The 21,515-nt window shown below is 51.5% G+C and carries 18 protein-coding genes; 9 read left to right on the top strand and 9 right to left on the bottom strand.

Annotated elements, in window-relative coordinates; genetic code table 11:
* The first annotated feature begins 18 nt into the window (after positions 1-18).
* Both FMR86_RS14205 and FMR86_RS14210 read left to right on the top strand, forming a co-directional pair.
* Entirely contained in the window at positions 19-1,524 is a 1,506-nt protein-coding gene (locus FMR86_RS14205) for a leucyl aminopeptidase (RefSeq protein ID WP_163352067.1), read from the top strand.
* 125 nt (positions 1,525-1,649) lie between these two features.
* The gene (locus FMR86_RS14210; RefSeq protein ID WP_163352068.1) at positions 1,650-1,931 is read left to right on the top strand and encodes a peptidylprolyl isomerase; all 282 of its coding nucleotides are present in this window, start codon (positions 1,650-1,652) and stop codon (positions 1,929-1,931) included.
* A gap of 57 nt (positions 1,932-1,988) precedes the next feature.
* Here the strand turns inward: FMR86_RS14210 and FMR86_RS14215 are convergent, their stop codons facing one another.
* Positions 1,989-2,999, bottom strand: a complete 1,011-nt coding sequence (locus tag FMR86_RS14215) for an asparaginase (protein ID WP_163352069.1) — start codon at positions 2,997-2,999, stop codon at positions 1,989-1,991.
* Between the two features lie 178 nt (positions 3,000-3,177).
* Between FMR86_RS14215 and FMR86_RS14220 the strand changes: the two genes are divergently transcribed.
* A complete protein-coding gene (locus FMR86_RS14220; protein ID WP_373682484.1) occupies positions 3,178-5,145 on the top strand; it encodes a PAS domain-containing protein in 1,968 nt (655 codons plus the stop codon).
* Positions 5,146-5,259: 114 nt separating this feature from the next.
* On the opposite strand, the gene typA is transcribed toward FMR86_RS14220, so the two are convergent.
* Positions 5,260-7,107 carry a translational GTPase TypA gene (gene typA / locus FMR86_RS14225; protein ID WP_163352070.1) on the bottom strand — a complete coding sequence of 616 codons (1,848 nt, stop codon included), beginning with the start codon at positions 7,105-7,107 and terminating at the stop codon, positions 5,260-5,262.
* 284 nt (positions 7,108-7,391) lie between these two features.
* Between typA and thyX the strand changes: the two genes are divergently transcribed.
* From thyX to FMR86_RS14240, 3 genes are all read left to right on the top strand, one after another.
* Positions 7,392-8,132 carry an FAD-dependent thymidylate synthase gene (gene thyX, locus FMR86_RS14230; protein WP_163352071.1) on the top strand — a complete coding sequence of 247 codons (741 nt, stop codon included), beginning with the start codon at positions 7,392-7,394 and terminating at the stop codon, positions 8,130-8,132.
* A 983-nt stretch (positions 8,133-9,115) separates the two neighbouring features.
* On the top strand, positions 9,116-10,477 hold the full coding sequence (gene dnaA / locus FMR86_RS14235) for a chromosomal replication initiator protein DnaA (RefSeq protein WP_163352072.1): 1,362 nt from the start codon (positions 9,116-9,118) through the stop codon (positions 10,475-10,477).
* A 234-nt stretch (positions 10,478-10,711) separates the two neighbouring features.
* On the top strand, positions 10,712-11,404 hold the full coding sequence (locus FMR86_RS14240) for a DnaA N-terminal domain-containing protein (RefSeq protein ID WP_163352073.1): 693 nt from the start codon (positions 10,712-10,714) through the stop codon (positions 11,402-11,404).
* A 130-nt stretch (positions 11,405-11,534) separates the two neighbouring features.
* On the opposite strand, the gene FMR86_RS14245 is transcribed toward FMR86_RS14240, so the two are convergent.
* The 3 genes from FMR86_RS14245 to FMR86_RS14255 form a co-directional block, all read right to left on the bottom strand.
* Positions 11,535-12,725 carry a PhoH family protein gene (locus tag FMR86_RS14245; RefSeq protein WP_163352074.1) on the bottom strand — a complete coding sequence of 397 codons (1,191 nt, stop codon included), beginning with the start codon at positions 12,723-12,725 and terminating at the stop codon, positions 11,535-11,537.
* Between the two features lie 218 nt (positions 12,726-12,943).
* Positions 12,944-13,531: a hypothetical protein gene (locus FMR86_RS14250; protein WP_163352075.1), complete on the bottom strand. Its 588-nt coding sequence runs from the start codon at positions 13,529-13,531 to the stop codon at positions 12,944-12,946.
* Positions 13,532-13,604: 73 nt separating this feature from the next.
* On the bottom strand, positions 13,605-15,488 hold the full coding sequence (locus tag FMR86_RS14255) for an NTP transferase domain-containing protein (protein ID WP_163352076.1): 1,884 nt from the start codon (positions 15,486-15,488) through the stop codon (positions 13,605-13,607).
* Positions 15,489-15,635: 147 nt separating this feature from the next.
* On the opposite strand from FMR86_RS14255, the gene FMR86_RS14260 reads away from it, so the two are divergent.
* The 3 genes from FMR86_RS14260 (at position 15,636) to brnA (ending at position 17,258) form a co-directional block, all read left to right on the top strand.
* Complete coding sequence (locus FMR86_RS14260) at positions 15,636-16,424, top strand: 4Fe-4S binding protein (protein WP_163352077.1); 789 nt, start codon at positions 15,636-15,638, stop codon at positions 16,422-16,424.
* Between the two features lie 129 nt (positions 16,425-16,553).
* A complete protein-coding gene (locus FMR86_RS14265; RefSeq protein ID WP_163352078.1) occupies positions 16,554-16,949 on the top strand; it encodes a DUF3574 domain-containing protein in 396 nt (131 codons plus the stop codon).
* A 66-nt stretch (positions 16,950-17,015) separates the two neighbouring features.
* Positions 17,016-17,258: a type II toxin-antitoxin system BrnA family antitoxin gene (brnA, locus tag FMR86_RS14270; RefSeq protein WP_203544901.1), complete on the top strand. Its 243-nt coding sequence runs from the start codon at positions 17,016-17,018 to the stop codon at positions 17,256-17,258.
* 90 nt (positions 17,259-17,348) lie between these two features.
* Here the strand turns inward: brnA and FMR86_RS14275 are convergent, their stop codons facing one another.
* The 4 genes from FMR86_RS14275 to FMR86_RS14290 form a co-directional block, all read right to left on the bottom strand.
* Complete coding sequence (locus FMR86_RS14275; protein WP_163352079.1) at positions 17,349-18,374, bottom strand: ABC transporter ATP-binding protein; 1,026 nt, start codon at positions 18,372-18,374, stop codon at positions 17,349-17,351.
* A 250-nt stretch (positions 18,375-18,624) separates the two neighbouring features.
* Complete coding sequence (locus FMR86_RS14280) at positions 18,625-19,587, bottom strand: ABC transporter ATP-binding protein (RefSeq protein WP_163352080.1); 963 nt, start codon at positions 19,585-19,587, stop codon at positions 18,625-18,627.
* Positions 19,584-20,495, bottom strand: coding sequence for an ABC transporter permease (locus FMR86_RS14285; RefSeq protein WP_163352081.1), 912 nt, complete (start codon positions 20,493-20,495; stop codon positions 19,584-19,586). Before FMR86_RS14285 ends, FMR86_RS14280 begins: the two co-directional genes overlap by 4 nt.
* Positions 20,495-21,469, bottom strand: coding sequence for an ABC transporter permease (locus FMR86_RS14290; protein WP_163352082.1), 975 nt, complete (start codon positions 21,467-21,469; stop codon positions 20,495-20,497). The genes FMR86_RS14285 and FMR86_RS14290 overlap by 1 nt, the downstream gene beginning before the upstream one ends.
* Positions 21,470-21,515: the final 46 nt, after the last annotated feature.

Raw genomic sequence — 21,515 nt, forward strand, 5'->3', positions numbered from 1 at the left:
AACGGCATGGAGCAGTAGATGGAATTCAGCATTGTCAGAGAACCTGCCTCCGCATGGTCTGCGGATGCGGTCATATTTTTTGCTTTCAAGGATGCGGACGAGTACTTGTCCGGATTTTCTTCATGGATGGCTTCCGATGCGGACTGGGTTGCCGGGTCTCCGGCCCTTGGTGATTTTTCCGCAGAGCTGGGCGAATCTACAGTAATCTACGGCAGCGGTTCATCTGTGCAGCGGGTGCTGCTGGTTGGACTGGGCGAGGAAAAGGATTTCAGCGTGGAGAAGTTTCTTCAGGCTGTCAGCTCCGCTCTGCGTAAATGCCGGGAATTTAAATTTCGTACCGTAGGTGTTCCGCTATTGGCTTTTGAGGGCATCAGTCTTGAGGATAAATTTGAACATTTCGTTGTTGCGGCCATTGAGGGACTTTATTCCTTTGATGAATTCAAATCAAAAAAGGATGAGAAAGAGGGCCTCCCTGAAACCGTTCGTTTTCTGACTGAGGAAGAACCTCCGCCGCACCTGTCCGAGATGCTGGTTAAGGGGCAGGCCGTGGGGATCGGCATGGGCTATGCCCGTGATCTGGTCAACCTGCCGCCCAACGTGGCCACTCCGGTTTATCTTGCTGATGAAGCCAAGAAGATGGCCAAACAGTACGGTTTCAAGTTCAAGGCCATGAAACGCAAGGAAATCATCGACAAGGGCATGGGGGCTTATGCCTCAGTCTTTCGCGGGTCAAATGACGAACCGCGCATGATCACCCTCGAATATTGCCCCAAGGACCGCGAAGGCCAGAAGCCGCTGGTGCTGGTTGGTAAAGGAGTTACCTTTGATACCGGGGGCATATCACTCAAGCCCACCGGATTCATCGAAGATATGAAGTGCGATATGGGCGGTGCTGCGGCAATTCTCGGTTTTTTCCGGGCCATCGGTGAAATCAAGCCGGACCTTCCGGTTGTGGGCATCCTGCCCTGCGCCGACAACATGCCCGATGCCAATGCCACCCGTCCGGGCGAGGTTGTGACCTCATTTTCCGGAAAGACCATTGAGATTTTAAATACCGATGCCGAAGGCCGTCTGCTGCTTTGCGACGCCCTTGCTTATTCCGCCCGGTTTGAGCCGGCGGCCATCATCGATCTCGCCACCCTGACCGGGGGCTGCATTGTGGCTTTCGGCTGGAACGTGGCGGCGGTGATGGACAACTCCGCACACATGCAGAGTCTGGTAATTGAATCCGGTATGAGCGTGGGCGAGCGTTTCTGGCCCATGCCGCTTTGGGATATCTACAAGGAAGAGCTTAAGAGTGAAGTGGCCGACCTCAAAAATGTCGGTTCCCGCGAAGGCATGACTATCCATGCAGGAATGTTCCTCAAGGAATTCGTACCCGAAGACACTCCGTGGGCGCATCTCGACATTGCCGGGCCTGCATGGCGCAAGAAAAAGACTCCCGCAGGATCTGCCGGGGGGACCGGATTCGGTGTGCGGACTTTAGTGGAGATTGCGGAGCGCATTGATCTGGAAGATATGTAGGCTGTTTTTCACCTTGCAGTCCAAGCGTATCCATGCAAATTTTAGTTTTTTGCGATGCACAATCGTAACGGCAAGATTACATGGTTTATTAAAATTCTTATATTCAAGCTTACAGGAGCACACACATGGCAAGAGCAACAGCCCGTCATCTTTTGGTTAGTGATGAAGAAACCTGTCTGGACCTGAAAAAACAAATTCAGGACGGCGCAGATTTTGGTGAACTGGCAAAACAGCATTCCAGCTGCCCCTCCGGACAGCGCGGCGGAGAGCTGGGTCAGTTCGGCCCCGGCCAGATGGTCCCGGAATTTGACACCGTTGTCTTCAATGAAGCAGTCGGCGAAGTTCACGGCCCGGTAAAAACACAGTTCGGTTACCACCTGCTGATCATCGATAGCCGCGAAGATTAAACAAATCTTCACCGTTGTATGAAAAGAAGCCAGCCTCGTCGGAGGCTGGCTTCTTTTTTAAACACTCTCATCAGCAAAAATATCCTCAATCCGTTCACAGGGGCATCCTGACCCCAGCAGCATTTGCAGGAGCAGGGTGGCCTTCAGTGCCGATAATCCCCCGGCGATGATGACCCCTTTCTGTTTCAGGTTTGCGGCTCCCCCGGGATAGGCGTAGATGGGCCAGACCCCGCCTTCCACGCAGCGGGTGCAGAGCACTACCGGAATTCCGGACTCAATGCATTTTTCGATTCCGGGTACGATTCCGGGAGGGGTGTTCCCGGCCCCGAAACCTTCGAGCACAATTCCTTTCGCCCCGCTTTCAAGCAGCTTTTCCAGTACAGTGGAATCCATGCCCGGATGGCAGCCCACCAGATGAACTTTGTCGGCCATTGCGGTGACCGGGAAGTTCAAGCGCGGTCTGCGGCCCGGTTTGGCGCGGGTCAGGATTACTGATTCTCCGGCGATAAAACCTATTCTCCCGGTATTCTGGCCCACAAAGGGGTCCACGTTCAGGGAGCTGGATTTGATGGCGTTCTTGGCGGCGAAAAGCTTGTCGGCCATCTGGATGATGACATCTGTTCCTTCCGGCGGTGGCAGCAGGCAGGTGCGGATGGCGTCCACAAGGTTACGGACCCCGTCGTAGCCGGATTCATTGAAGTAGCGCATGGCTCCAGTGAGGATGACCGGCTTGGGTGAACGCACTGTCAAATCAAGAACGTAGGCGGTCTCGGCCATAAGGTCGGTGCCGTGCAGGATGACCGCGCCGAGCACTTGTTCTTCAGATAGAAATTCTTCTACATCATGGGCCAGCCCCAGCATTTTTTCCGGGCACATATGCGGACTGGGGATATCCGACCAGAGTACCGGGCGGATTTTGATATCCTGTCCGTCCGGGGTAACCTCATTGAGCAGTTTGCTGAAATTGTCGTCCGGGACCACGCCTCCGGCATCGGGCTTTTCGCTCATACCGATGGTGCCCCCGGTAAAAATGAGGACGATTTCTCCTGAAATATTATCTGAACCCATCTTGTTCTCCGTAAATAAAGTCTAGAGTAAATCTGGTAGCGCAGGAATCCTTGAATGGCAATGTTTGAGGGTTGGTTGTGCCGGTTCTGAATAATTAAAATTTGTCTGTTTTTATGTGCCGGGTGTGATATAGTAAAACCATGTTTCCCGATTTATTGCTTTGGAGGGTACTTCAAGCGTGGCGGTTTTAGAAGGATATATCATGCAGGGTGTTGAGTTTCTGGCTCAGGATTATCCCGGCGTAGTTGTAGGGCTTGATGAAAACAAGCGAGTTGTTTTTGTGGGCGGTGAAAAAGCAGCAAGCCTCGCCGGACAGCTTACTGCCGGGGAATATCTGGGGTTGCAGTCAAGCGGTCCGCTGCTTGAGGGGCTGGGCGCGTATGTGGATAAAGTAATGGAAATGGACCCCCTGCCCGCAGGAAGTTTTGAATCAATTACCGCTGCCGGGGTAATTTTTTGGAAGGGCATATTTCATGATGATTCCGGGCTGATTATCCTTAAAGGTCAAATCAGTGCCCGTAGTGCTGAGTCAGGTTCTTCAGCAATGGGATTGCTCCGTGAGAAAGAGAAAATTTTATCCACCCTGCTGGGCAACCTGCCCGGCATGGCCTACCGCTGTCGCAATGATGTGGACTGGTCCATGGATTTCGTCAGTGAAGGCTGCCTTGAGTTGACCGGGTACAGTCCTGATTCTCTGCTGAACAACCGTGAAATTTCCTATTCCGACCTTATTCTGCCTCAATATCAGGCCCATGTATGGGAGTGTGTGCAGGAAGCCGTGCAGGACCGCGAATCTTTTGAAATGATCTACAAGATCAGGACCGCTTCGGGCGATGAAAAGTGGGTCTGGGAAAAAGGCGTGGACACTCGTGGCGAAGACGGAACCAGTGCCCTTGAAGGGTTTATTACCGACGTCACCCCGCTCATGCTGGCGGAACAGGCCCTGCATCAGAGCGAAGAGCGTTATCGGCTTATGGCTGAAAAGACCGGGCAGCTGGTTTATGACTATGATATTGATAGCGGTAAGGTGGTCTGGTCCGGGGCGGTGCTGGAGATTACCGGGCATGAGGAGCATGAATTCCAGTCTGTGAACCTTGAGGGCTGGGAGGAACGGATTCATATTGATGACCGCGAAGAAGTGCTTCGGGAGCTGGAGGATTGTATCCGCGAAGTGCGTCCCTTTGTCTCGGTATACAGGTTCAGGCGTAAAAACGGCAGTTATCTCTATGTTGAGGATGAGGGCAGTTTCCTGAAAAACGATCAGGGTATTCCGGTGCGCATGGTCGGCGTGCTGCGCGATTATTCGCACAAGATGAAGGTTCAGGAATTGATGATCCAGACCGAGAAGATGACCACTGTAGCCAGTCTTTCCGCAGGTATGGCCCACGAGATCAACAATCCGCTGGGCATCATCACCCAGTCGGCCCAGAACATCGAGCGCAGGCTGTCTACGGAACTTCCCGGAAATCTGGAAGTGGCTGAAAATATCGGGATATCGCTCGAGTCTGTGCGCAGATATCTCCATGAACGTAAAATTCTGACCATGGTGGAGGATATCAAGGAAGCCGGGGCTCGGGCGGCAAAAGTTATTGTAAATATGCTCAACTTCAGTCGCAAATCAGGGGACGAAAAAGATTTCTGCTCAGTACCTGATATTGTGGAGCGGGTCATTGAAATCGCTGACAGTGACCTCTGCCGTGAAGAGGGGTGCGATTTTCGTAAGATCAGCTTTGTTAAGGATTTTCAGGACAACCTGCCCCACGTGCTCTGTTTTTCCAGTGAACTGGAACAGGTACTGCTCAATCTGGTGCGCAACTCGGCCCAGTCCGTGATTGATGCCGGTTGTGACGGTAAATACCCGGAAATCTCGATCAGGTCCTTCAGCAACAATGCCTACCTGACCATCGAGGTGGAGGATAACGGGCCGGGTATGGACAGCTATACCCGCAAGAAGGCATTTGAACCATTTTTCAGTACCCGAGCAAAAGGGGGCGCTGGACTGGGATTGTCCGTGGCTTACTTTATAATCACCCGTAATCACGGCGGAACAATCAGGATCGATTCCGAGCCGGGCAGGGGTACAAAATTCACCATCCAGCTGCCGCGCGGCCCGGTTTCGGAGATATTTTCGCAGGGTTTAGTTTAGCTGAAAGGTATTGGTTATGACGTCAAAGGGAAGTTGACGCCAGAAAAGGGAAAAGCCGGGAAGAGTCGTTGCAGCGACTCCTCCCGGCTCAATTCATTTTATATTGCGGGCAGCTTATTTCTTGCCTGTGGCTTTAAGCTGCTTACCACGGTTCATGTGGCGTTTGGTTGCGGAAAGCTCGGCTTTGCGCAGACGGATGGATTCCGGGGTGACCTCGATGAGTTCGTCATCGCGGATGAAGTGCATGGCCCGTTCAAGGGTCATGGGGCGGATGGGGGTCAGGATTACAGCCTCATCCTTACCGGAAGCACGCATGTTGGTTAGCTTTTTCTCTTTGGTGGGGTTGATGTTGATATCATTATCCCGGTTGTGCTCACCCACGATCATGCCTTCATAAACCGGATCGCCTGCTTCGATGAACATTTCACCGCGCGGCTCAAGGTTGAAGATGGCGTAGGGTACGCCCTTACCCGCACGGTCAGACACGAGGGAACCGGTGTAACGGGAGGGGAAATCTCCACGGTACGGTTCATAACCTGCGAAAAGGGAGTTCATGATGCCGGTACCTTTGGTGTCTGTCAGGAACTCGTCACGGTAGCCGATAAGGGCGCGGGCGGGTGCGGAAAATTCCATGCGCACTCGGCCTTTGCCGTTATTGACCAGGTTGGTCATCTTGCCCTTGCGGGTGGAAAGTTTTTCAGTCACCACGCCGAGGAAATCTTCTTCGCAGTCGATAAAGACCTGTTCCATGGGCTCAAGCTTCTGTCCGCCCTCGTTTTTGTAAATAACTTCAGGACGGCCCACGGAAAGTTCAAAACCTTCACGGCGCATGGTCTCAATAAGGATAGCCAGCTGGAATTCACCGCGGCCTTTGACGATGAAGCTGTCCTTCTCGTCGCTTTCCTCAACTTTTACTGCCACGTTGAGCAGGGTTTCCTTATGCAGTCTTTCACGGATTCTGGAAGACTGGACCAGCTTGCCTTCAAGACCGGCCATGGGTGAGGTGTTGATGGTGAAGCGCATGGAAACGGTAGGCTCGTCAACAGTGATGCGCGGCAGAGCCTTGGGAGATTCCTTGGTGCAGATGGTATCGCCGATGGTGATCTCTTCAATGCCGGAAACAACAACGATATCACCAGGTTCAGCTGATTTTGTTTCAGCAAAAGAAAGTCCGTCGTAGGTCTGGATTTTGGTCAGACGCAGGGAAACATGTTCTTCTTTTTCATTGATGCAGAGCAGCGGTTCGTTCTGCTTGGCAGAGCCGTGAATGACTTTACCGATGGCCAGACGTCCGAGGTAATCGGAGTATCCGAGGTCGGATACCAGCATCTGGAAAGGTTCGCTTTCATCGTAAGAAGGACCGGGGACCTGTTCCAGAACGAGGTCCATGAGCGGGTGCAGGTTTTCACCTTTTTCTTCAAGGGTTTCCTGTGCGATACCGTCACGGCCGATGGCGTAGAGCAGGGGGAATTCGAGCTGCTCTTCGTTGGCGTCGAGATCGATGAAGAGGTCGTATACTTCGTCGAGAACCTCGTCCGGGCGGGCATCGCCACGGTCGATTTTGTTGATGACAACGATGATTTTGAGTCCTGCTTCAAGGGCCTTTTTGAGTACGAAACGGGTCTGGGGCAGGGGGCCTTCAGAAGCGTCAACCAGCAGGATGGCTCCGTCGGCCATGGACAGGGAACGCTCAACCTCACCTCCGAAGTCGGCGTGACCGGGGGTGTCGATGATGTTGATTTTTACGCCTTTCCAGTCCACAGCGCAGTTTTTGGCCGCGATGGTGATGCCGCGTTCACGTTCAAGGTCCATGCTGTCCATGAGGCGGTCATCGACTTCCTGTCCTTCGCGGAACAGGCCGCTCTGCTTGAACATACCGTCAACCAGAGTGGTCTTGCCATGGTCAACGTGTGCTATGATGGCTATATTTCTAATCTTTTCGTTTTGGATGCGATTTGTCACGGATTCCTCCGGCGCCGGAGATTTGCCAAAAAAAGTCCCCTGCACGGTGGGTGCAGTCTAAAAACAGGGGCAAATTCTCAGCGGCTGGTTAAAGTAGAGATAAGGAGACGTTAGTTAGGGTATATTAGAACGGCTGGCAAGGGAAAAAATGGGGTTTCAGGTGACATTCAGGCGAATTTTTGTCTGCTTCAGGGCCGGGCTTGCAATTAAGCGGCACTCTTTATATGAAGTTGCGCCCCGGTATGAATTACTTTATGTAGGGTGCATAAATTTAAGGAGCGCATATGCCTGAGAAAGATTTACGAGTGGAACTTCTGTCCATGACCCCCAATGCCCTTGAGCTGCTTTATGCTTCATTCCGCCAGTGTTATCATGCCGGATTTGTAGCCGATATGTGGCCCCGGCTGTTGGAAGGGGAGATTGCAAAGGAAAAGCAGGCCGATTTTGTTTCCAAGGTTCTTGAGTCCGGTCATGACAGCCCCATTGAGCATGTCAGTTTCACCTTCGCTATCGAAGGCATTTCCCGGGCCTGCTCCCACCAGATAGTGCGTCACCGCATTGCTTCATACTCCCAGCAGAGCCAGCGTTATGTGACTGAAAGTGACATGGATTACATCATTCCTCCGGCTATTGCTAAAATTCCCGAAGCGCGGGAACGGTTCGAGAAGTTTATGGATGAGGTGGGCAGTGCCTATAAAGACCTGCGCGAAATTCTGGTTAATGCCGGGCGCGAGGATAAAGCCAACGAGGATGCTCGTTTTGTGCTCCCTCAGGCCGCTGAGACCAAGATTGTCATCACCATGAACTGTCGTTCGCTGATGCATTTTTTCAATCTGCGCTGTTGCCAGCGTGCGCAATGGGAAGTCCGCAAGATGGCTGATAAGATGCTCAAAATATGCAAAGACGAGTTTCCGGCTATTTTCCGCCACGGCGGGGCCAGCTGTGAACAGCTCGGTTATTGCCCGGAAGCGGAGAGGTTCGCTTGCGGACGCTACCCTACCTTGAAAGAGCTGACCGGAAAGTAGATCAGGCAGCTACATTATATAATAGTTACGCGAAATTTTTTTTACGCGATTATTTCTTAAGTTTTCTTCAGTGAAACAGCTCCGGGCCCGTCCTTTTTTTAGGACGGGCTTTTTTTTGGGGCTAAATCCGTCTGAAATCGTCTAAAATTGGCTGAAATCGGGAATAAGTCTGAAATTGGCAGTATCCAGCCCGTTTCGGTTGCATTCAGGCTCCTTCAGTCTTTATGGTTAAGGTAAAATTAACGGGCATAATTGTTATTTTGATCAGAATTTAATAGTTCTTCTTTTCACAATTAACTTGGTTTTTGCCTTGTATCTGCTTATTTTAGCAGTAATTTTATTTGCCATACCCGGAATAGAGGTCCTCTGATTGATTATTCGATCAATCGCAGAGGGGTTTTGTTACTGCTGTTGGTAAAAATTTTAAGTAGAAATCCTTTGTTTATAGGGTCTGCGGAGTGTCAAGTGTTGTAAATGTTAGTTTATTCAAGTGTTTATCTTTTGTTCTAAAGTGACAATTGGCTCAGCCCTTTATTTTACAGGCTTCTCAGGCATATTTATGGTGAGTGAAAATTTATAAATAAATTATGTTTTTTTGATTATTTTGAAAAAATAACGCTAAATCAGTTGGTTATGTTTCAAATGTCACAGGTGAGTTAAAAAGTTACTTATTGAAATAATGAGTAAGAAAAAATGTGACAATGAGAGAAATGAGGAAATTTTATGGAATTTGAAGATTTCTTATAAAATAGCTGTGGAAAAAGTTTTCCACAGCTGTTGATAAAAAGTGTTGTGATGTGGCTTAAGCTTGATTTCCCAGTGCTCGCCACGCTTTTCTGTCTCTGAACCAGATTCTCGCGGGTAAGGGGAAAGTTTATATAATACAATGTGTTAGGCTGTAGAAAACAAATGGGAAAACATTGCGTGTCCGTAGCCTTATCAAGAGTTGATACTCTCCTTCAATCTGACTTAGGTAACCCCTCATGATGAGAGACAGCTGGAATAAAATTTTAAAATTTCTTGAGAAGGGCCTGAACCCCGGTCTGTACAAAGTATGGATCAAGCCCCTGAAAGCGGAAGTGAGCAGCAATAGTATTAAATTGTATGCTCCTAACGATTTCGTGGCCGCATGGGTCAGAGACCGTCTCATGGAAAATATCAAAGAAGCAGGCGAGCAGGTTCTCGGCACCAGCCCCAAGGTGGAGATTGGGGTGCGGAAGTCCGTAGAAAAGCCCGCAGCAAAGGCCGCTCCGGCCAAGCCTGCTGTAGCACGTCCGGTTCAGACAAGCATGGGGCTGCCCATGATGTCTTCAGCCGTGGTTAATACCCGTATTCCCCGTTGGCGTTTTTCTTTCGATGATTTCGTGATCGGCGAGTCCAACAGACTTGCCTGTGCTGCATCCAGAAGTCTCTGCGACAACTCCCTGCCCGGTGATCAGCTCTTCATGAGCTCCGCACCCGGTCTGGGAAAAACCCATCTGCTGCATTCCATCGGCAAGAATCTATGTGCTTCCAGTAACAAGAAGCACATTTCCATTGCCTGTCTTACAGCGGAAGAGTTTGCGAACAGAATGGTTCTGGCCCTGAAAGCGGGTGAAATTTCCCGTTTCAAGTCTGAATTCAGGGACAATGTGGACTGCCTGCTGCTGGAAGATATCCATTTCTTCCAAGGCAAGCAGAAGATGCAGGATGAAATTCTGGAAACCCTGAAGAGCCTGCAGCTACGCGGTTCCAAAGTGGTCATGACCAGTTCTTTCCTGCCCCGCGAGCTGGACAAAGTTGATCAGCAGCTTGTTTCCCGTTTCAGTTCGGGGCTGCTGGCTCTTATTTCCACCCCGGATTTCGAGACCAGAAAGAAAATCGTTGAAAGCAAGGCCATGCGTCTGGGAACTCATGTTCCGGATTCCATTTCCGAGCTGCTGGCGGACCGTATTACCACCGATGTAAGACAGCTGGAAAGCTGCCTGCAGAACCTCGTGCTCAAGGCAAGACTTTTAAACCGTGATGTTTCGCAGGAACTGGCCTGGCAGGTATTGGAAAACTATTCCATTGCCAAGGCCGCGCCCAGCTATGATTCCATCGTGGATCACATCTGCAGTTCCTACGAGCTTACACCTGAACAACTGCGTTCGAAAAGCCGTAAACGTCAGATCGTACTGGCCAGAAACACCGCTTTCTTCCTCGCCCGCAAACATACCGAACTTTCCCTCAAGGATATCGGAACCAGACTGGGCCGCAGACATTCCACAGTAATCAAAGGTATCACCAATATAGAACGCGAAATTTCCCTGCAGACTCCTCTCGGAAGGCAGTTGCAGGACACTATCGACAGACTGACTCCTTAGTCAGGCGGCCTAAAAGCATCAGCTGCTTTTTCGCTGCAAAAAAGCCGGAAAATCACGTATCAATATACGTTTCGTTCCTGCTTTTTTGATCTTTAGCGTTTCAAAAATTCGAAAAAGAGTGACAGCTTCGTGCTGTTTGCTCTTTTTCGGGTTTGGGGATATTCATTGCAACCGGTTTGGATATGTCTTTTGACGGTCTGTTTTTATCACAGGCCCTAATTGCAGAGGTAGGAAATGAATTCCAACGTATGGAACTCCATTAAGAAGAAGCTTCTTGTGCGCATAAATCCCGTGCTGGTCAGGGTCTGGGTGGAACCTTTGTCAGCGCGTTATGAAGACGGGATTGTGCAGCTTACCGCGCCCAACGAGTTCGTCATGAACTGGGTGCAGGAGCATCTGCTGGATCGCATCAAGGATGCGGCGCAGGAAGTGCTTGAGGTCAAGGTCGGGGTTACCATTGATTTGGAAAGCGGCAAAGAGGACCAGCCTCGGGAATTTATGACTGATGTGACCGCCTATTATGCCGTGAACGACATTCTGGACAGTATCAACAGGTTGACCGGCATAGTGCGCAGCGCAAGACCTGTTGATTTTTGCGAAGAGTGTGCTGAGGCGGAAGCAGCAGAAACCGTCCAGAAGCTGGAAGTTCAGACCTTTGATTCCATTCTCGATGCCGTGCTTGAAGCTTTCGGGGTGACTTTCCGTGAGCTTATGATGCAGGAAAATGAGCACGCTGTGCTCGCCCGCCGGGCCCTGTATTACCTCTGCTACCGCTACGGCATCCCCGCAGATGTAGTGGCTCTGAACATGGATTGCACGGTCTCCGAAGTACGCAAGGGTGCCAAGATTCTCGAGTCTGAAATCTCCTCCGCCATCGATAACGGCGAAGACTTGGATGAGCTCTTGTTGAGAATCTTTCAGAAATAATCAATATTTCAAATAAATAAATCAAAACGGCAGCCCGTAAGGACTGCCGTTTTTTTATTAAGGATTCCAAAGGGGATTATCCCCTTTGGCCGCCGGAGGCGAAATCAGATCGACAAAAGCGCGTAGCGCATCACAATCCTGTCTTCAAGACCATATCGGTAATAGGTCCGCGGGAGCGTTCGCCTTTGAGCACCATGTGGGCGTATTCTTTGTTGTTGCGTAGCTTTTTGACCACCCAGTTGAGGCCGTTGTTGCTTTCGTTGAGGTAGGGGTTGTCCACCTGCCGGGTATCGCCGAGGCAGATGCATTTTACGCCTTCGCCCATGCGGGTTAAGAGCGAGCGTACCTCGGAGCGGGACATGTTCTGCATTTCATCGATGATGACCACGCAGTTCTCAAGGTTCATGCCCCGGATGTAGGCAATGGGCAGGATCTCGAATTTCTTCTGGTTGAAGCGGAATTTATCGGAATCAGTATCCATGAAAATGCGGTTGGCCGGACGCTGTTCGTGCAGTTTTACGGTCAGGTCGCGTACGTAGCGCACGTAGGGTTGCATTTTTTCTTCCACGCTTCCGGGCAGGAATCCCATTTTTGCTCCGATCTCCCAGATGGGTTTGACCAGATAGACCTTTTCAAAAGGATTGTCCTTTTTTTCAAGGGCCAGATAAAGTGCGGAAGCCAGAGCCAGAAAGGTCTTACCGTATCCGGCTTCGGACTGGATGGATACAAGGTTGATGTCCTGATTGAGCATCAGCTCAAGGGCGAGGTTCTGGTAGATGTTGCGCGGTTTTACGCCCCAGACTTCGTGGGTGTAGGAAATTGTTTTGGTTTCTTTGTCGCCATAAAAAACCGGACTGCCGCTCTCCCAGCGGAAACTGTTCACGTAGGGTGTCTGTCCCTCGTCCACAAATCCGGTGTACATTTGCGAATCAGAACGGAAGGGGTCGGAATCTTTGTATTCTTCGCAGGTAAGGTTGTAAATTCCGGCCTTGATCTGGAGAATGCGGTCGTTGGTGACCAGTATGGGTTTTTCAATGGATGCGTTGAGGGCTTCCTTGAGTATGCGGTCATCCGGGCTGATATCGCCCAGCTTTTCGGCGAACTCCGGGGAAAGGATGTGTATTTTATCATCCTTGAGAATAGAACGGACCGCCTGAGAGACAATGTGTCCGATACGCGGATCTCGCTTGAGTTTATCCAGTTCGGTTATGACTGTGTAGGGAATGTGGACTTTGTTTTCCACCCCGTTGCGCAGAGCGGCGATGCATTTGGGATTTTCAATAAGTACGTTGGTGTCCAAAACGAAGTTCTTCTGACCCATAAATCCTCCTCTTCTACGGTTATCCAAAAGAGAAAAGGCGACCCGCATTCAGGTCGCCTTGGCTATGAAAATAAATTCGTGATGTTCTGATGTAAGCAGGGATGCCCTGTGCTATTTTTCTTCATGATTTCAAGGTACAACATCATGAAGAGTTGGGAAAGGGATATTTGTTCTGTTTAGGTTAAGGTTTTGTCACACTGCTTCCTTTTGTACGGCAGCTAGGCCTGCTCTGATTTGTTTTCTCCGATAATCATGCTGAATTCTTCAACATCCATGCCGTTGAAAATGTGTCCGTACTTGGCTACGGCTTCATATGGATTTTTCTCGTATGCCTTGGCGAATTCGAGGTATTCTTTACCTGCTTCAACCAGACTGCTTAAGCCGCTTATGCCCCGGAAGTCATTGGCAAGGTCCGGGTTATCCTGAAAAAGCTGCTCAATCTTTTCTTTCTGCGGATGATCCCCCTTTACCCGCACGTTGCCGGAACTGTCGGTGGTCAGTTCTACAGGAGGGTCGGTGCTGATGTCGTTCTGTAGAAAGAGGACATTCACATCATCCTGAAATTTTTTGGTGCTTGTTTCCAGACCTGTCTTGAGGTCATCCAGAGAAATTGATTGGCCCGGTGTGTACGGAATATTCATGTCTGAGAAAAAACTGCCTATGGAAGCAAGTTTCTTTGCGGAATCGGAAAGTGTTATCTTGTCCCCTGACTGCTGCTCTTGCTGGGTTGTCTGAGTTCCTGCGCGGGACTGCTGGACTTCGCTGGCGGACTGGGTTGCGTATGCGGATTGGACGGAATTGATCATTTTCGGCTCCATTATTTTAAGGAAAGTTTTTCCTGAGCCGAATCTATGCAGTAATTATGCCTGAAATAATCAGTTAAAACCTGAGCACCTGAACAATGCTTTGCACTGGGAGTTTTCCGCAGTCAGCCGGGAGGATGATGATCCCGTTGCAAAGGCTCATAACCTTGCGGGCTGAAAGGGATTTATCCAGCAGCGGGTCAACGAAAATTTTTCCTTTTTTTTCAATGATCAGGCAGGGGCGCAGCTTTTCCCGGTCGCGTCCGCCTTTGAGTTCGTCGGTAAGAATTGCCGGGATGGTGGTGGAAATTTCCGCCTTGCCCTGCAGCATGGAAAGCAGCGGATTGATGATGGTGTGAAAGGCGAGGTTCACTGCCACGGGCGGTCCGGGCAGTCCGATAACAATGGAGTTGCCCAGCTTGCACCCGAAGATTGATTTTGCCGGGTGCATGGCCAGTCCTTTGAAGATAGGTCTTCCTCCGGCCTGCTTAATGGAGTCGAAAACAAAATCGCGGTTACCGGGCCCTGTGCCCCCGGTGGTGACGATTAGTCCGCAGTCACCGTTGGCCTGCATTGCTGCGGAAATGGCTTCCGGGGAGTTGGCGCAGGGCGAAATGCGCACATCATGAACCCCGTAACGGTTGCACAGGGATTTCATAAGAATGAGGTTGTCCGCCGGAATCAATCCGCATTCAGTCTTTTTTGCCGGATCGCAGAGCTCGTTGCCAACTGCCAGCACAGCCACTTTCGGCAGCGGGTTGACGGGAACAGAGCAAATCCCGGCGTAAGCGAGCAGGGCGGCGTTGCAGGGCGAAATGACTTTTCCTTTTTTTATGATGGTTTCGCCCTTTAAAATATCTGACCCGGTTCTGCGGATGAACTCGCCTTCGCTGACCGGTGAACTGATGCTGATGGTGCATTCGTCAGCCGCAACTTTTTCAAAAGGGATGACCGCGTCTGTGCCTTGCGGGATAATCCCCCCGGTGAGCACCCGTACAGCCTGTCCTGAGCTGTTTTTATCCGGCAGCGGGCATGATGGGCGTACTTCTCCGGAAAAGGCGAGCACAGCCGGATTTTCAGCAGATGCTTCTGTTGTACAGCTGCTGGCGACTGCGTATCCGTCCATGGCCGAGCGGTCGTGTTCCGGCAGGGAAATTCCTGAACACACGGTTTCGGCGGCTGCCAGCCCGGAGCAGTCCGTAACCGGGACGTACCTGGCCTGTGCCGGGCGCAAACTTTTGCGAATGAGCTTCAGGGCCGCGCTGCGCGGGATGGAGCGCGGAAATTCATCCTGTCCGGCTTCTTCGCCGCTAAGTTTTTTGCGAATGCGGCTTAACTGGTCCGGGGTGTTTATATTGATGAATGTGTCCAGCTTTTGGTCCGTGTTTTTCAGCATATCCGTATCCACGGTGCGGACTTTCACTTCCGGGAGGAAGCGGATGATCTGGAATATGTTCTGCTTCAGGTTTTGTTCTATAAAAGGCAGGCAGCGTTTGGAATAAACAGCGCAAAGCGGTTCATAGAATCCGTCCGGGTGGATGGGAATGACCACGTCGTCATCAGGTTCAACCCGGCTGAGCAGTTCGGCTATCAGTTCCCGGCTCAGGAAAGGGGAATCGCAGGCGGTGACGAATACGTGCTCTGTTTCAGTGTGGTAAAGGGCGGAGTGGATTCCGGTCAAAGAGCTGCGGGATTCGAAAATATCGTTCACCAGCCGAACATCAAGGTCCGGGTGGTTTTCCGGGTTGCGGGTGATGACAAAGGTTTCCGCAAAAAGTCCTTCAAGGGTGCGGATGATTCTGCTGACCAGTTTTTCACCGGAAATTTCAATGCATGATTTATCGGTCCTGCCCATGCGGCGGCCTTCGCCACCTGCTAGGATGGCAGCACTGATGCTGGGATATATTGCGTTGCTTCCGGTCATGTCTGTTTTATTGCACAAAAGGTAATTCAGTTCCATAACCTTTTTATTATGCTGAAAAAAGCCAGATGGAAGCCGCACTTATGCAAAACAGTTTACAACTTCCCCTTTCCCCCTGTACTTACTTGGGCAGAAAGTAAAGTCACTTGGCGGATGTCTTACTTATATAATGACATGGAGTTTTTTATGTCCTGCAAGAAATTGAAAATGATCTGTTTTTCTCCCACCCGGACCACCCGCCGCATCCTTGATGCCGTAGCAGAAGGAGTCGGTGCCGGGCAGCTTGAAGTAATCGACCTGACCCGTGAGGATCAGCTGCCCGCAGACCTGAACTGTGATGATGATCTGGTGATAATCGGTGCTCCGGTCTACAGCGGACGTATTCCGCTTGCCGCCGTGGAGCGTTTTAAAGCCTTGAAGTCCTGTGGCACTCCTGTGGTTCCTGTTGTGGTTTACGGTAACCGTGCTTACGAGGATGCCCTGATTGAACTCAGCGATATTGCCACCGAAGCCGGATTCAAGACTGTTGCCGGAGCAGCTTTTATCGGCGAGCATTCTTTTTCCACCGAGAAGACTCCCATTGCGGTCAGCCGCCCGGATGAAGATGATCTGGTCAAGGCCCGTGAGTTCGGTAAATCCCTTGTCGCAAAATTCGCAGACGGTTCCCTTGCGACTTCCAGCGTCGAAGTGCCCGGCAACCGTCCCTACAAAGATCGTTCGCCCAAGGCTTCCGCTTCGCCTGTCTCCAACGGCGACTGTCAGCTCTGCGGAGCTTGCGAAAGGGTCTGTCCCACCGCAGCCATCTCCGTTGGAGCCATGGTTGAGACCGACCCGGATAAGTGTATTTTCTGTTGTGCCTGCGTTAAAGTCTGTGCCTTCGAGGCCCGTAAGCTGGAAGTGCCTAGGTTGCTGGAAGTCTCCCAGTGGCTGGCTGATAATTTCAGCGCGCGCCGTGAACCTGAAATTTTTATTTAAGGCCCTTCGGGGACCCTGCCGGGGGCCTTAAACCCTTTTGCAAAAGGGTTTAAGAATCCCAAAACCTTTTAGTTGGGGTTTGTGCTGTATGCGTTGGAGTATTGTCGTAGACTTGGAGGAGTTTTGAGTATGCGTAATTCTGCGCGGATTGTGGCTGTTGTGGTCCTGTTGTTGGCCTTTGGGTTATCCGGCTGTACCACGAGCAAGTGGAACCGCTACGAACTCTACATGGGCCAGACCTATCAGGATGGAAAAAAGCAAGTCAGTTCAGAACGGTTTCAGGATTTTCTGAGTAAGCAGGTAACTCCCAAGTTCAGCGACGGTTATACTGTCTTGGATGCCCAAGGCTTCTGGGGCGGCAAAGGCGGTTTCACCTACTTCGAAAGAAGCAAGGTGATCATGATCGTATCTGAAGATAAGGATGCTGAAGCGCGCGTGGACGAAATCGCCAAAGCCTACAAGGAAGAATTTGATCAGGAATCAGTGCTGAAGATAGTCAGTCCTGTTGAGGTTGGGTTTAAGTAGGGTTATTCTATAATCGGAGCATAAAAGAGACTCAGCAAGGTCAGTATTGAAGGAGAGGACGTTTTTATGAAAATTACAGCTGAAAATTTTGATAAAAAATTTGATGATGGAGAAGACGTTTTTGACTTCTTGGACCTTGATTCTGTCAGTCGTTTAAATACTGAAATAATACAGGTGAATGTGGATTTCCCGGCCTGGATGGTGGCAGCCCTTGACCGCGAGGCCAAGCGTCTTGGAATCAACAGGCAGGCTGTAATCAAGACATGGATTGCGCATCGAATTGATCATGGGCAAAATGCGGATTGCTAGCTGGTCAGTTTTTTCATATTTTTAACAAGGACTCCCCCGTAACATAAAGTTACGGGGGAGCTCTTCATTTCATACTTATCAGAACAATCTCTACAAACTAATCCACTCATCCCGTTTATCTGCCAGATGGCAGCAGGTGCGGTGGTTCTCGCCGAGTTTCTTGTCCTGCGGGGCCTTCTCACGGCAGATATCCATGGCGTGGGCGCAGCGGGGGTGGAAGTGGCAGCCCTGCGGCGGATCGAGGGGCGAGGGGATTTCGCCTTTGAGCGGGGCGAAGTCCACGTCGCGTTTGTCCAGTCTGGGAACCTCGTTCAAGAGGGCCTGTGTGTAGGGGTGGAACGGTTTGCTGAACAGCTGCTCCACGGTTCCTACTTCGACCACCCGACCGAGATACATTACCGCGATGCGATCCGAGATGTGCTCGACCACGCCGAGGTCGTGGCTGATGAACAGACAGGTCAGGTTCAGCTCTTTGCGCAGGGTCATGAACAGGTTCAGAATCTGGGCCTGAATGGATACGTCCAGCGCGGCTACTGATTCATCACAGATCAAACATTCCGGTTGCATGGCCATGGCACGCGCAATACCGATTCTCTGGCGCTGACCGCCGGAGAACTGGTGCGGGTAGCGGTTTTTGTAGCTGGGGTCCAGTCCGCAGCGGAGCATGACATCAGCCAGATATTTATTGAATCCGGCCTTGTCGGTCAGCCCGTGGTAGAGTGGTGCTTCACCGATGATCTGGTTGACCCTTTTACGCGGATTCAGCGAAGCAAAGGGGTCCTGAAAGATCATCTGCACATTGCGCGCGTAGTCCATGTGTTCATCGGAACTCATGTCCGCGACGTTTTGGCCCTTGTAGAAAATATCCCCGCCTGACGGATCGAGAATTTCGCAGAGCATGCGGCCCAGCGTGGATTTACCGCAGCCGGATTCGCCCACCAGTCCCAGCACTTCACCGGGCATGATGTCGAGGTTGACGCTGTCCACGGCCTGAACCCGCTCTTCGCGCAGGTTTGAACCAAGCTTTTGTGCTATCTTACCCGCAAAGTCCAGCTTCTTAACGAAGACTTTGCTGAGGTCTTTGCAACTCAAAAATGGTGTAGTTTTATCTGACATATATTTGATTCCCTCCGGGGGCCAAAGAAACTTTTTGTAAAAAGTATTCTCTGGACTCTTCAAAAACTTTTATCGGGGCTTCGCCGCGTTGTAAGTTAAAACTTGCGTGCGATGAAGCACACCCCAACGTGGGAAAACGTTATTTAAATCTATTTTGGACTTCTATCCCCAGCAGCAAAGCCTACTAAAAGGTTTTGGGATTCTTAAACCCTTTTGCAAAAGGGTTTAAGCCGCCGGAGGCAAATCTTTTCTATAAAGGATGATGGCAGCGAACTATGCGTCCATTTCCCATATTTGCCCGTTCAGGGGCAACCATACATCGATCGTTAGCGTAGGGGCAGCGCATCCTGAAGGAGCATCCTTCGGGGATATTGATCAGCGACGGGGTCATGCCCGGAATCTGGAACAGCGGTTCGCCGCGCTTGTTGCGGCTGGGAACCGACCCGATCAGCCCGTGGGTGTACGGATGCATGGGATGGTCGAGGATTTCCTCAACATTGCCCTGCTCGATAATCCGTCCGGCGTACATTACCGCTACCTTGTGGGCCAGTCCGGCTACAACGGTGAGGTCGTGGGTGATCCAGATCAGGGCCATTCCGGTCTTGCGGCAGAGGGCCTGCATCTCGGCAAGAATCTGGCTCTGGATGGTCACGTCCAGCGCGGTAGTCGGTTCGTCGGCAATGATCAGGTCCGGCTTGTTCAAGAGGCCGATGGCGATGGCAACACGCTGGCGCATACCGCCGGAGAACTGGTGCGGGTAGGCCTTGATGCGTTCTTCCGGTGAGGGAATACCGACCATGGCAAGGGCCTCGATGGAACGGCGGCGCGCTTCGTCCTTGGAGACCTTTTCGTGGGCGGTGATGGCTTCCATCATCTGGGTGTCGATGCGGAGCACCGGGTTCAGGGTCATCATGGGATCCTGAAAGATCATGGAGACCTTGGCGCCACGGAATTTACGCCACTCTTCCTCGGACTGGCCGATGATTTCCTGTCCTTTGAATTTGACCGACCCCCCGGCGATTTCCCCCGGAGGATCAACAAGGCCCATGACCGAGAAACCTGTTACGGATTTACCGGAACCGGATTCACCCACAATGCCGACAATCTCGCCCTTGCCGATATCGAGACTGATGTCATCAACGGCCTTGGCAACCCCGGCACGGGTGTAAAAGTAGGTCTTGAGATTCTGTATGCTGAGAATATTTTCACTCATTTTTTCAACCTCGGGTTCAGAACATCACGTAAGCGGTCACCAACAAGGTTGATGGATACGATGAGAACGAGCAGGGCTACACCGGGATAAAAACTGATCCAGTAGTAACCGGACTGCAGATATTTGAAGCCGTTGGCAATGAGCAGACCCAGCGAGGGCTGGGTGATGGGCATACCCAGTCCGAGAAAGGAGAGGGTGGCCTCAAGGGCGATGGCTCCGGCTACTTTCACGGTGGAGATAACGATCAGTTCCGGGGTACAGTTGGGCAGTACGTGTCCGAACATGATCCTGTTCCGGGGCAGGGCCAGACATTTGGCCGCTTCCACATATTCTTTGCGGCGTTCCACCAGCACGTTACTGCGGATGGCGCGGGCATAGTAGGCCCACTGCACAATGACCAGCGAGAGGATGATCTTATCAACCCCCTTGCCCAGTATGGCCAGAAGTATCAGGGCCACCAGGATGGCCGGGAAACTCAGCTGTAAATCCACCACACGCATGATGAAGGAGTCCGTGCGCCCGCCGATAAAGGAGGCCCAGAGACCGATGATGGAGCCGACGACCAGCGCGATGACGGTACTCACCACACCGACACCGAGGCTGATACGCAGCCCGTAGAGGATGGCACTGAGCATATCGCGGCCCTGACTGTCCGTTCCCAGCCAGTAGGTGATGGATTCGTCCATGGATTTTTCGCCCGGTTCGAGCTTGGAATCCATGATGTCGATGGTCATCAGATCGTACGGGTCCTGCGGGGAGATGTACGGGGAAGCCAGTGCCACGATGATCATGATGCTGAAGATGATCAGCCCGATGGTGGCGACTTTGCTCTCAAAGTATTCTTTCAGCGATTGCAGGAGCAGGGATTCGTCCTTTTCCGGCTGCAGTATTTCTTGTGTTTGTGTCATTAATTCTGATCTCCAAGTCTTACTCGTGGGTCCAGAATGGAGTAGATGATATCAACTATTAAGTTGATGATGATAAACATGGTTACGGTGATAAGCAGGTAGGCCACGATTACCGGACGGTCGAGAACGCCGATGGAATCGATAACCAGCTTACCCATGCCGGGCCATGAGAAGATTGTCTCGGTGACAACCGCGAATGCGATCAGTCCGCCGAACTCCATACCCAGTACGGTAACTACCGGGATCATGATATTTTTCATGACGTGCAGACCGATGATGCGGGTATTGGTCAAGCCCTTGGCGCGGGCGAATTTTACGTAATCCATCTGCAGGTTTTCCTGCACCCCAGCCCGGCTGAGCCTGATGGCCAGCGATGTCTTGAACAGGGCGAGGTTCATGGCCGGGAGGATCAGATGGCGGATGCCGTCCCAGCTTAAGAAGCTGACCGGAACGCCGAGTATCTCAACGGTTTCCCCGCGTCCTCCGGAGGGCAGCCAGCCCAGATAGACCGAGAAAATGATGATGAACATCAGCCCGACCCAGAAGGTGGGCAGACTGAAGCCCAGTATGGAAAACCGCATGATACTTCGCCCAAGCAGCGTGTCCGACTTGATCCCGGCGACCATACCCAGTGGAATGCCGAAAAATACAGCCATGAGCATAGCGGTTACGGCCAGCTCCATGGTGGCGGGCATGCGCTGCATAATCAGCTTGAGCGCGGGTTCGTTGTAGACAAAGGAGTTGCCCAGATCACCCTGTACCGCGTCCTTGAGGAAGCGCATGTACTGTTCGGGCAAGGGTTTATCGAGGCCGAGTTCCTTGATGGCGCGGTCCCTTTCCGCCGGGGTGGCGTCGGGAGCGATGAGGATATCCACCGGGTTCCCGATACAGAATACTCCGCCGAAGACCAGCACGGACATGACCAGCAGGACCACGACGGATTGTGAAATTCTTCGAATCAAAAATGCGAGCATCTATTTTGCTCCAGTAAAAAGGGGACGTACCAAGTACGCCCCCTTT

The sequence above is a fragment of the Desulfovibrio sp. JC010 genome, assembly GCF_010470675.1.
GTDB lineage: Bacteria > Desulfobacterota > Desulfovibrionia > Desulfovibrionales > Desulfovibrionaceae > Maridesulfovibrio.

Coding starts and splice junctions, on each gene's coding strand:
- brnA (WP_203544901.1), top strand. CDS start 17,016: ATGAAAATTACAGCTGAAAATTTTGATAAAAAATTTGATGATGGAGAA.
- FMR86_RS14285 (WP_163352081.1), bottom strand. CDS start 20,495: ATGACACAAACACAAGAAATACTGCAGCCGGAAAAGGACGAATCCCTG.
- FMR86_RS14205 (WP_163352067.1), top strand. CDS start 19: ATGGAATTCAGCATTGTCAGAGAACCTGCCTCCGCATGGTCTGCGGAT.
- FMR86_RS14260 (WP_163352077.1), top strand. CDS start 15,636: ATGTCCTGCAAGAAATTGAAAATGATCTGTTTTTCTCCCACCCGGACC.
- FMR86_RS14290 (WP_163352082.1), bottom strand. CDS start 21,469: ATGCTCGCATTTTTGATTCGAAGAATTTCACAATCCGTCGTGGTCCTG.
- FMR86_RS14245 (WP_163352074.1), bottom strand. CDS start 12,725: ATGGGTCAGAAGAACTTCGTTTTGGACACCAACGTACTTATTGAAAAT.
- FMR86_RS14210 (WP_163352068.1), top strand. CDS start 1,650: ATGGCAAGAGCAACAGCCCGTCATCTTTTGGTTAGTGATGAAGAAACC.
- FMR86_RS14280 (WP_163352080.1), bottom strand. CDS start 19,587: ATGAGTGAAAATATTCTCAGCATACAGAATCTCAAGACCTACTTTTAC.
- FMR86_RS14240 (WP_163352073.1), top strand. CDS start 10,712: ATGAATTCCAACGTATGGAACTCCATTAAGAAGAAGCTTCTTGTGCGC.
- thyX (WP_163352071.1), top strand. CDS start 7,392: ATGCCTGAGAAAGATTTACGAGTGGAACTTCTGTCCATGACCCCCAAT.
- dnaA (WP_163352072.1), top strand. CDS start 9,116: ATGATGAGAGACAGCTGGAATAAAATTTTAAAATTTCTTGAGAAGGGC.
- FMR86_RS14250 (WP_163352075.1), bottom strand. CDS start 13,531: ATGATCAATTCCGTCCAATCCGCATACGCAACCCAGTCCGCCAGCGAA.
- FMR86_RS14255 (WP_163352076.1), bottom strand. CDS start 15,488: ATGGAACTGAATTACCTTTTGTGCAATAAAACAGACATGACCGGAAGC.
- FMR86_RS14215 (WP_163352069.1), bottom strand. CDS start 2,999: ATGGGTTCAGATAATATTTCAGGAGAAATCGTCCTCATTTTTACCGGG.
- FMR86_RS14265 (WP_163352078.1), top strand. CDS start 16,554: ATGCGTAATTCTGCGCGGATTGTGGCTGTTGTGGTCCTGTTGTTGGCC.
- FMR86_RS14275 (WP_163352079.1), bottom strand. CDS start 18,374: ATGTCAGATAAAACTACACCATTTTTGAGTTGCAAAGACCTCAGCAAA.